Raw genomic sequence first — 10,135 nt, forward strand, 5'->3', positions numbered from 1 at the left:
GAAGCCCGTGACCTCGCAGTTCTGGATGATGTCCACGCCGAGCTCGTCGCATTTGCGGGCGAACGCCCACGCAACGTGGTCGTGCTTGGCGATCCCGGCGCGCGGCTGGTACGTGGCACCCATCACCGGGTAGCGGATGTTGTCGTTGATGTTCAGGATGGGACAGAGTTCCTTGACCTGCTGCGGGTCCAGCCACTCGGCGTCGACGCCGTTGAGCTTGTTGGCCCCGACCCGGCGGATGCTTTCGCGGACGTCGCCCAGCGTGTGGGCCAGGTTCATCACCCCGCGCTGGCTGAACAGGAAGTCGTACTCGAGTTCCTCCGGCAGGATCTCCCACAGCTTCAGGGCGTGCTCGTAGATCGCCGCGCTCTCATCCCAGAGGTAGTTGGAGCGGATGATCGTGGTGTTTCGTGCCATGTTGCCGCCGGCGAGCCAGCCTTTTTCCAGGATGGCGATGTTGGTCATCCCGTGGTTCTTGGCCAGGTAATACGCCGTTGCCAGGCCATGTCCGCCGCCGCCGACAATCACGGCGTCGTAGCTCTTCTTGGGATCGGGATTGCGCCACAGGAAGTCCGGGTGCTCCGGCAGCTGTTCCGTGCTCATTATGCTGCCCCGGTCGCGTCAGAGGAGAGGTTGGGGTAGAGGGGGAATTTCTCGGCGAGGTTTTCGACCCGCTGCCGAAGATCCACCACGGTCTCGTCGCTGAACTCGCGCTTGAGGGCTGCGGCGATAATGTCCGCGACCTCAGTGAATTCTGCCTTCCCGAACCCACGCGTCGCCAGTGCGGGCGTTCCGATCCGAAGACCGGAAGAGATCATCGGCGGACGCGGGTCAAAGGGCACGGCGTTGCGGTTGACCGTGATGCCGATCCGGTGAAGCCGGTCTTCGCCCTGCTGGCCGTCCAGGTCCGAATTGCGCAGATCCACCAGGACCAGGTGCACGTCAGTGCCACCGCTGACTACGGTCACACCGGACTCTGCAACATCGGCGGACAGCATCCGTTCTGCGATGATCCGGGCGCCCTCCAAAGTGCGTTCCTGGCGTTCCCGGAAGGATGGTTCAGCAGCGAGCTTGAATGCCACGGCCTTAGCGGCAATGACATGTTCCAGCGGTCCACCCTGCTGTCCGGGGAACACCGCAGAGTTGACCTTCTTGGCGATGTCGGCGTCATTTGTCAGGATCACACCACCGCGCGGGCCGCCGAGGGTCTTGTGCGTGGTGCTGGTGACAATGTGGGCGTGCGGCACCGGGTTCGGGTGCAGACCGGCTGCCACCAGGCCGGCGAAATGCGCCATGTCCACCATCAGGTACGCGCCGACCAGGTCCGCGATCCGGCGGAACTCGGCGAAGTCCAGCTGCCGGGAGTAGGCGGACCAGCCGGCCACGATCAGACGCGGCTTGTTCTCAACGGCGAGGCGCTCCACCTCGGCCATGTCAATCTGCATGGTGTCCTCACGGACTCCGTACGGGACTACCTTGTAGAGCTTGCCGGAAAAGTTGATACGCATGCCGTGGGTCAGGTGGCCGCCGTGGGCCAGGTTCAGGCCCAGGATGGTGTCTCCGGGCTGGATGAGCGCGAACATCGCCGCTGCATTGGCCTGGGCGCCGGAGTGGGGCTGGACGTTAGCGAATTCGGAACCGAAGAGTGATTTGAGTCGGTCGATGGCCAACTGCTCCACGACGTCGACGTGCTCGCAGCCGCCGTAATAGCGCTTGCCCGGGTAGCCCTCGGCGTACTTGTTGGTCAGCACAGATCCCTGCGCTTCCATGACGGCCGTCGGCGCAAAGTTTTCGGAGGCGATCATCTCCAGGGTCCCCTGCTGGCGCAGCAGTTCCTGCTGTATCGCGGCGTGGATCAGCGGATCGGTCTCTGCGAGCGAACGGGTCAGAACGTCGACCATCATTTCTCCTAAGTCTGCTATCTAATATCCGGTTGATATATTAGTTTCGTGATTCAAGTATGCTATTCACTCCGGTGGGTGTCAACAGATTTTCCGGCCGGTTTGGCCGGCTGAGCCAGGGCCGCGAACGAACCAAGCGGCCTGAAACGCCTGAAGCGCAGCCCGGGGGCTGCGCTTCAGGCGTTTCAGGCCGCTGGAGATCCTGCCTAGGTGGCGAAAAGAGCTTCGCGTACAGCGTGCTCAAAGCCGCTGACGTGGATGCGCGCGAGCTCCGCTGCCCGGGTCTCATCGCCGTCGATAACCGCGCGGAGCAGTTCCACGTGCTCATGCACGTGGCGTGAAAGGTCGGGAAGGCGATCCAGGACCATGCACCAGATTCGTATCGCGAGATTGTCGTAGCGAATCAGGACGTCCTCGAGGTGGGGATTGCCGGCGGCGGCGTAAATGCCTTGGTGCACCCGAGCATCCAGCCGCAGGGTTTCGACCACGGATGCGGTACTGGTGTCGAAAGACTCGACGGCGCGCATAACACCCCGTAATCGCTCCCTCATTGATTCCGTCGCCACCCGCGCAGCCCGGGAGGCGGCAAGGGGTTCGAGCTGGGTTCGTATTTCGGAAATGAACGCAAGGTCGGTGACCTCCACTCGCGTCGCGAAAGTTCCCCTTCGCGGATAGGAAACCACCAGGCGATCGAGCTCCAACCGCTTCAAGGCTTCACGCACCGGAGTCCGCCCGACGCCGAGGTCCTTGGCGAGGTCGTCGTCATTGAGGAGATCGCCGGGCTTGATGTCAAGCATCAGCAGCCTGTCCCGGATGCGCTCGTAGGCTACGTCAGCCAACGACCTCTTTGCCGCCTCGTCAGCGATTGCCAGAACTTCAAAAGCCATAACGTGGTCCCCTTTTCATTCAAGCCAAGAAGGCTATTGACCTCACCCATTGACCAGTATACGCTGAATCCCAGCGCTAATATATCAGTTATGAATCTTGAAATATATCTAAGGAGGAGACATGACCCTAGTGGCGACAGACTCATCTACCAGCACGCTGACTCAGTCAGAGTCCCGCGTGGAAGACCAAACGCAGAAATTCGTGCTCACACTGTCGTGCGGCGAACGCGCGGGCATCGTCCAGGCGGTCACCACCTTTCTCTTTGAGCGTGGCTTTAACATCGACGAACACCAGCAGTTCGACGACGGCCTCCGCCAGACGCTGCATCTGCGGACCGCATTCTCCGGCTCGGCGGACCACACCCCGGAGAGGCTCCAGGAAGAATTCCGCTCGATCGCTGACCGGTTCGACATGAAATTCAGCTTCTATGACCAGACCAAGCAACGCGTCCTCGTGATGGTGTCCAAGTTCGGCCACTGCCTGAACGACCTGCTCTTCCGCTGGCGCGGCGGCAGCCTCGGGGGCGACATCGCCCTCATCGTTTCCAACCATGAAACCCACAGGGCCATGGCCGAGGCCGCGGGCCTTCCCTTCATCTACCTACCGGTGACCCCCGAGACAAAGTCAGATGCCGAACGGCGCCTCCTGGAACTGGTGGATGAGCATAACATCGACCTCGTCGTGCTCGCCCGGTACATGCAGGTGCTGTCCGACGACCTCTGCCGCTCTTTGGAAGGCCGGGCTATCAACATCCACCACTCATTCCTCCCTGGGTTCAAGGGTGCACGCCCCTACCACCAGGCCTACGACCGGGGAGTCAAACTGGTGGGCGCCACGGCCCACTACGTCACCGCGGAACTGGATGAGGGGCCAATCATCGAACAGGAAGTCATCAGGGTCGACCACAGCTACGGACCGACCGCCCTTTCAACAGTCGGACGGGACGCCGAGGCCCTGGCACTGTCCCGCGCCGTGCGGTGGCACTGCGAACACCGTGTGCTGCTGGACCAAACCAGCACAGTCGTGTTCCGCTAAACACGACCACCAAACCAGCAACGAAGACTCACGAAACTCAGCAGGAGAAACCACATGGCATCGACGCCAAGCATTGTCATTATTGGAGCTGGAATCGTCGGCACAAACCTGGCCGACGAACTGGTCACCCGGGGTTGGAACAACATCACCGTCCTGGACCAGGGACCGCTGAATATGCCCGGGGGCTCCACGTCCCACGCACCCGGTCTCGTCTTCCAGACCAACGCCTCAAAGTCCATGGCGCTCTTCGCCAAGTACACGGTGGAGAAGCTTCTGTCCTTAACCGAGGACGGCGTCAACTGCTTCAACCAGGTCGGCGGCCTCGAGGTCGCCACCACCGAGACCCGTCTCGCGGACCTGAAGCGGAAGCTCGGATACGCCGCATCGTACGGAATTAGCGGCAAGATCCTTTCGCGTGAAGAGTGCATGGAGCTCTACCCGCTGCTGAACGAGGAAGACATCCTGGGAGGGCTCCATGTCCCCAGCGACGGCCTGGCCAACGCCGCCCGCGCCGTTCAGCTGCTGATCAAGCGTACGGAAGCCGCGGGCGTCAAGTACCGGGGCAACACCACGGTCACGGGTATTGAACAGTCCGGCCGGCGCGTCACTGGCGTCCAGACGTCCGAAGGTGTTATCCCCGCGGACATCGTGGTTTCCTGCGCAGGCTTCTGGGGGGCCAAGATTGGCGAAATGATCGGCATGTCCGTCCCCCTTCTGCCCTTGGCCCACCAGTACGTCAAGACCACTCCGGTGCCGGCGTTGAAGGGCAAGAACGACCTGCCCAACGGGGCGTCCTTGCCGATTCTGCGACACCAGGACCAGGACCTTTACTACCGCGAGCACGGCGATCGCTACGGCATCGGCTCCTACGCACATCGTCCGATGCCCGTGGACCTTGACGAACTGGGCACCTTTGAGCCGGGCGCGATCAGCGAACACAACATGCCGTCCCGGCTGGATTTCACCTTGGAAGACTTCCTCCCGGCGTGGGAAGCCACCAAGCGCATGCTGCCTGCGCTGCGGGAAAGCGACATTGAGGATGGCTTCAACGGCATCTTCTCCTTCACTCCGGACGGCGGATCCCTGGTGGGCGAGTCCAAGGAGTTGGATGGCTTCTTCGTCGCCGAAGCCGTCTGGGTGACCCACTCAGCCGGTATTGCCCGTGCCGTTGCCGAACTGCTGACCACCGGCAGGTCGGAGATCGATCTGGGTGATTGCGATATTCACCGCTTTGAAGAGGTCCAGCTGACCCCGGAATATGTCAGCGAAACGTCACAGCAGAATTTCGTTGAAATCTACGATGTCCTGCACCCGCTCCAGTCCAAGCTCTCCCCCCGCAACCTCCGAGTCAGCCCTTTTTACGCCCGCCACAAGGCCTTGGGAGGATTCTTCCTGGAGGGCGGCGGATGGGAACGCCCCTACTGGTTCGAAGCCAACGCGGACCTGCTGAAGGAGATGCCGGCTGAGTGGCAGCCCCCTGCCCGTGATGCCTGGTCCGGAATGTTCAGCTCGCCCATTGCCGCCGCGGAAGCGTGGAAGACCCGCACGGCAGTCGCCATGTATGACATGACTCCACTCAAGCGTCTCGAGGTCTCCGGCCCGGGAGCATTGAAGCTGCTGCAGGAACTCACCACCGCGGACATGACAAAGAAGCCCGGCGCAGTCACCTACACCCTCCTGCTGGACCACGCCGGCGGCATCCGAAGCGACATCACCGTTGCCCGCCTGAGCGAAGACACCTTCCAGCTCGGAGCCAATGGAAACATCGATACCGCTTACTTTGAGCGGGCCGCACGCCACCAGACGGAAAGCGGAACCGCAAGCGACTGGGTCCAGGTGCGCGACACGACAGGAGGCACCTGCTGCATCGGCCTGTGGGGCCCCCTGGCACGGGACCTCATCAGCACCGTAAGTAGCGACGATTTCTCCAACGACGGCCTCCGTTACTTCCGTGCCAAGAAGGTGGTCATCGGTGGCGTCACCGTCACCGCGATGCGCCTGTCCTACGTCGGCGAGCTGGGCTGGGAGCTCTACACCAGTGCAGACAATGGACAGCGCCTCTGGGATGCACTGTGGAAGGCCGGACAGCCTCACGGCGTTATCGCCGCGGGCCGGGCCGCCTTCAGCTCGCTGCGTCTCGAAAAGGGTTACCGCTCGTGGGGCACTGACATGACCACCGAGCACGACCCCCTGGAAGCCGGCCTCGGATTCGCCGTCAAGATGACCAAGGAAAGCTTCGTCGGAAAGGCCGCTTTGGAAGGCCGGACCGAGGAAAACGCCTCCCGCCGCCTGCGCTGCCTGACGGTCGACGACGGCCGCAGCATCGTGCTGGGCAAGGAACCGGTGTTCTACAAAGACCAGGCGGTCGGCTATGTCACCAGTGCCGCCTACGGCTACACCGTCGCCAAGCCGATCGCCTACGCGTACCTCCCGGCCGCTGTCTCCGTTGGTGACTCAGTCGAGATTGAGTACTTCGGACGGCGCATCCAGGCCACAGTCACCGCAGATCCGCTTTACGACCCCACGATGACCAGGCTCCGCGGCTAACCACGCGCCGGACCATTAAAGGGCGCGCGGCCCGGACTCATGTCCTCGAACCAGAGTTCGGGCCGCCGCTCGTCCATGGCCCGTCCCATAACCCGCCCAGTCGACTCGAGCTTCAGCCCAGGAAGACACATGATCAGTACAGAAACAATCACCGGATACCTCGCCCGCCTTGCCTCACGCGAGCCCACCCCCGGTGGCGGCGCGGCCGCGGCCCTCCACGCCGCTCAGGGGGCAGCGCTCGTCGCCATGGTTGCCAGATACACCACCGGTGCGAAATACGAGCAGCACGCCGAACTCGTTCAAAGAACCATCAGCGCCGCCGACGGACTCGTAGTCGAGGCCCTGCGCCTGGCCGACGCTGACCAACATGCGTTCCAAGGCGTCATCGATTCGTACAAACTTCCGTCCGGAAAGGAAGACCTGAGGGCCGCACGAACGGCAGCCATCCAGGAAGCCCTCATCCTGGCCGCGCAACCCCCCGCGCAGCTGATCAAGCTCGCCGGCGCCATCGTGGATCTGGCAACGGAACTCTTCGAGGTCGCCAACGCCAACGTGATCAGCGACATCGCCGCTGCCGCCGACGCAGCCCGCGCAGCCGCCACCACGGCCCGGGTGAACATTGACATTAACGTGGTGGCCATCAAAGACGCCGCAGCCCGTTCACGGTTGGCTGACCAAACCGACGGCCTGGAGGAAAAGGTCATCCTGGCAGCGGACTCCCTCGTACGGCGTGTGCGCGAAAGGATTCTCGGTTGAGCACCTTACTCCTCTCCGGAAAGACACTGGCCAAGACCATTCAGCAAAAAGCCCACGATGAGGCCCGGGGCCTCGAGGCCGACGGGCTGCACCCAACGCTCGCAGTGGTTGTGGCCACGGACGACGGCTCCACGCACTGGTATGTCCGGTCCATCGAACGGGCCGCAGAAAGGGCCGGGATCAGTTGCCGCATTGTGGACCTCGGCCACGATGCTACCGGGGAGGACTTGGCCGCTGCACTAAAGGACCTCAGCGCTGATCCATCAGTGAACGGCATCATCCTCCAGACGCCTCTGCCTGCCGGCGTCGAGTCAGATGAGCTGGTCGGGCATATTGCCCCGGAGAAGGACGTCGATGGCGCGAACCCGTTGAGTCTTGGCCGGCTGGCTGTCGGGCAGCCCTCGTTCGCACCTGCCACGGCCCGCGCCGTAATCGAGATCCTTGACCATTTCGACATCCCACTCGCAGGCCGGAACGTCGTCGTCATTGGCCGTTCTGCCGTCGTGGGGAAGCCATTGTCGCTGCTGCTGCTGGAACGCGACGCAGCCATTACCGTCTGCCACTCCAAGTCGGGTCCGCTGGAAAAATACACCAAGACCGCGGACGTCGTGGTCGTCGCAGCCGGGCGGGCCGGCCTGCTCAACGGGGACCACGTTTCTTCCGCTGCCGTAGTGGTCGACGTCGGCACCAACGTCCTTCCCGACGGCTCCCTCGTGGGGGATGTCGATGAAGCCAGCGTGCGCGGCGTTGCCGCGGCACTGACACCTGTCCCCGGGGGCGTCGGCTCTGTCACCACATCCCTGCTTCTCCTGCACACAACCGAGGCCGCGCGGAAGCAGTCGCGCACCTTGGTCCTTGGATCTGCCGGGTGATCCACGGCAGACCCAGCTGCCAGCACCTGGAATCCGTTGTCGTGGCCGTCGAAGGTGGGGATACGCCTGAAGGGAGAGCCTTTGTTGCCGCACTCGAACGGGTGCTCAGTTCCTTTTGCACGGTGCGAATTCAAACCGACCTGGATCTCCTCCACGGGCCCGGCGAATGCCCAGAAGTTATCCTCGTGACCAGCCGGGGCGAGACCCGAAACTGCCTGCTCCGAATACTCGCCGGGCCGAAGAACAACGGCCCGGCCGGGGCGCCTCCTGAAATCACCGTCCTGGATCCCTCGCATCCTGAAGCGCCTCTTCACGCTGCCGAGGCCCTGGCGCAGCTTCCCGCTCTCGCCGCAGTTCGCGGACTCCGGTCCCTGCCTGCCGCCCCTGCCCTCCACTGCGTGCCGCTTGCGGAGTACCCGGATCCGGAAGCGGCCTTCCATGAGTTCTACGGGCTGTCCAGCCACCGTGTCTGGCTGGACAGTTCGAACGCGGCAACGGATCCAGTCGCGGGACGTAACCGCTACAGCATCATGGCTGACGATTCCGGCAGCCGCGGCATGAGGGCACAGCACCTGAACGGCGTGACCATCATGGAATCAAAGCTGGTGACAGCGAGGTTTCGGGGTCCTTTCTTCAGCTGGCTGGACAGGAACTGGGACAGCAGGCAGGCACCGGTTCCCGGGCTTCCCCCCGGTCTGGGGTTCGCCCTCGGCTGGCTGGGCTACCTGGGTTACGAGCTCAAGCGCGAGTGTGGCGGCAACGCGGTGGAATCACCACTGCCGGACGCCTCATTGATCCGCTGCAGCCGGGCCGTGGTGTTCGACCATGAGGCACGCTGCATGTACCTTCTTGCCGAAGCCGGCGCAGAAGGCCAGCAATGGTGCACGAACGCCGCCCGGCGCATCCGGCGCCTGCCTTCCAGGCCCCGGCGCCTCAGCGCCCGGTTGCCGCCCGTACAGTTCAGCGCCGCGGACTCCGGCCCGTCCTACCTTCAAAAAATCGCCGCGTCCCGGGACGAAATCGCGCAGGGAAACTCCTACGAGCTGTGCCTCACTACCCAAATCTTCACCAACCTCCACGAGAGCATGAATCCGTGGGACTTTTACCGCAGACTCCGCCGGTCCAGCCCGGCGCCGTTCGCAAGCCTCGTCCAGCTTGGTGCAGTAACCATCGCGAGTTCCTCCCCGGAGCGGTTCCTCAGTATCACGGCGGGCGGTCACGTCCGTGCCGAACCCATCAAGGGAACCCGACGGCGGGACAGGTCACCACGGGCAGACAGGCAGCTGAAGCACGACCTCATGACCTCGGCAAAAGACAGGGCGGAGAACATCATGATCGTAGATCTGATGCGAAACGACCTGTCCCGCCATGCCGAACCGGGAACAGTTTCCGTGACACGGCTCTGCGACGTGGAGACTTACCCGACAGTGCACCAGCTGGTAAGCACCATAGAGGCCACAATTGCCCGTGACCAGTCAAGGACGGCTGTTATCGCGGCTGCCTATCCTCCCGGCTCCATGACCGGGGCACCCAAGATCAGCAGCATGGACATCCTCGACGGATTGGAATCCCAGCCGCGCGGACCGTATTCAGGTGCGGTTGGCTATTTTTCCCCAAACGGCGCCTCTGACCTTTCGGTCACCATTCGCAGCGCCGTCTTCCACACCCGTCCTGCGGAACGGCAGCGGCTGTCCGTGGGTATCGGCGGGGCCATCACAGCCGACTCCAACCCCGACGATGAGCTGGCAGAGATCCACACCAAAGCCAAGGCCATCCTTGGTGTCCTAGATGAGTGAGTCCGAATTGGGCGTGCGCCGCGTGGACGCTGTTAATTGAAGGTGGAGGGTGTTAAACCCTGTTTGTGAAGACAGATCTAAACACCCTCCTGACCACACTTTACGTCGATTTGGATGATCATGTCCTGCCGGGCCTGGGCTGGTCCCGCGCCCGGATCCGGGGCCGAAAACCAGCCTTGAGCGACGCGGAACTGCTCTGCCTGGCCGCGGCGCAGCATCTGCTGGGCATCCCTTCGGAACGCAAATGGATCCGCTACGCTCACAAGCACCTGGCCGGCATGTTCCCGAACCTGCCCGGGCAATCCGGGTGGGGCAAGCGCCTGCGCAACCAGTCCGGACT

8 protein-coding genes and 1 pseudogene are annotated in these 10,135 nt (G+C 63.0%); 6 read left to right on the forward strand and 3 right to left on the reverse strand.

Annotation, left to right across the window (positions count from 1 at the left end):
- The 3 genes from BLR03_RS23320 to BLR03_RS23330 form a co-directional block, all read right to left on the reverse strand.
- Window positions 1–603 (reverse strand): FAD-dependent oxidoreductase (locus BLR03_RS23320; RefSeq protein ID WP_139184662.1); only part of this gene is annotated, 603 nt, incomplete at its 3' end.
- Window positions 603–1,901, reverse strand: coding sequence for a serine hydroxymethyltransferase (glyA, locus tag BLR03_RS23325; RefSeq protein WP_091256888.1), 1,299 nt, complete (start codon window positions 1,899–1,901; stop codon window positions 603–605). The genes glyA and BLR03_RS23320, both read right to left, overlap by 1 nt.
- A gap of 206 nt (window positions 1,902–2,107) precedes the next feature.
- Window positions 2,108–2,788 carry a GntR family transcriptional regulator gene (locus BLR03_RS23330; RefSeq protein WP_091256890.1) on the reverse strand — a complete coding sequence of 227 codons (681 nt, stop codon included), beginning with the start codon at window positions 2,786–2,788 and terminating at the stop codon, window positions 2,108–2,110.
- A 121-nt stretch (window positions 2,789–2,909) separates the two neighbouring features.
- Here BLR03_RS23330 and purU point away from each other — a divergent pair, with 121 nt between their 5' ends.
- The 6 genes and pseudogenes from purU to BLR03_RS23360 all read left to right on the forward strand — a co-directional run.
- Window positions 2,910–3,824 (forward strand): formyltetrahydrofolate deformylase, encoded by a 915-nt coding sequence (purU, locus tag BLR03_RS23335; RefSeq protein WP_091256891.1) that lies wholly within the window; start codon window positions 2,910–2,912, stop codon window positions 3,822–3,824.
- 54 nt (window positions 3,825–3,878) lie between these two features.
- Window positions 3,879–6,371 (forward strand): GcvT family protein, encoded by a 2,493-nt coding sequence (locus BLR03_RS23340; RefSeq protein ID WP_091256892.1) that lies wholly within the window; start codon window positions 3,879–3,881, stop codon window positions 6,369–6,371.
- A 129-nt stretch (window positions 6,372–6,500) separates the two neighbouring features.
- Window positions 6,501–7,127, forward strand: coding sequence for a cyclodeaminase/cyclohydrolase family protein (locus BLR03_RS23345; RefSeq protein WP_091256894.1), 627 nt, complete (start codon window positions 6,501–6,503; stop codon window positions 7,125–7,127).
- Window positions 7,124–7,999, forward strand: coding sequence for a bifunctional 5,10-methylenetetrahydrofolate dehydrogenase/5,10-methenyltetrahydrofolate cyclohydrolase (locus BLR03_RS23350; RefSeq protein WP_091256895.1), 876 nt, complete (start codon window positions 7,124–7,126; stop codon window positions 7,997–7,999). Before BLR03_RS23345 ends, BLR03_RS23350 begins: the two co-directional genes overlap by 4 nt.
- A gap of 185 nt (window positions 8,000–8,184) precedes the next feature.
- Complete coding sequence (gene pabB, locus BLR03_RS23355; protein ID WP_175460682.1) at window positions 8,185–9,795, forward strand: aminodeoxychorismate synthase component I; 1,611 nt, start codon at window positions 8,185–8,187, stop codon at window positions 9,793–9,795.
- Between the two features lie 65 nt (window positions 9,796–9,860).
- Window positions 9,861–10,135: pseudogene (locus BLR03_RS23360) on the forward strand (IS982 family transposase); the annotation flags it as partial.

The organism is Arthrobacter sp. ok909 (assembly GCF_900104405.1).
Taxonomy (GTDB): domain Bacteria; phylum Actinomycetota; class Actinomycetes; order Actinomycetales; family Micrococcaceae; genus Arthrobacter; species Arthrobacter humicola.

Coding starts and splice junctions, on each gene's coding strand:
- BLR03_RS23345 (WP_091256894.1), top strand. CDS start 6,501: ATGATCAGTACAGAAACAATCACCGGATACCTCGCCCGCCTTGCCTCA.
- BLR03_RS23340 (WP_091256892.1), top strand. CDS start 3,879: ATGGCATCGACGCCAAGCATTGTCATTATTGGAGCTGGAATCGTCGGC.
- glyA (WP_091256888.1), bottom strand. CDS start 1,901: ATGGTCGACGTTCTGACCCGTTCGCTCGCAGAGACCGATCCGCTGATC.
- purU (WP_091256891.1), top strand. CDS start 2,910: ATGACCCTAGTGGCGACAGACTCATCTACCAGCACGCTGACTCAGTCA.
- BLR03_RS23330 (WP_091256890.1), bottom strand. CDS start 2,788: ATGGCTTTTGAAGTTCTGGCAATCGCTGACGAGGCGGCAAAGAGGTCG.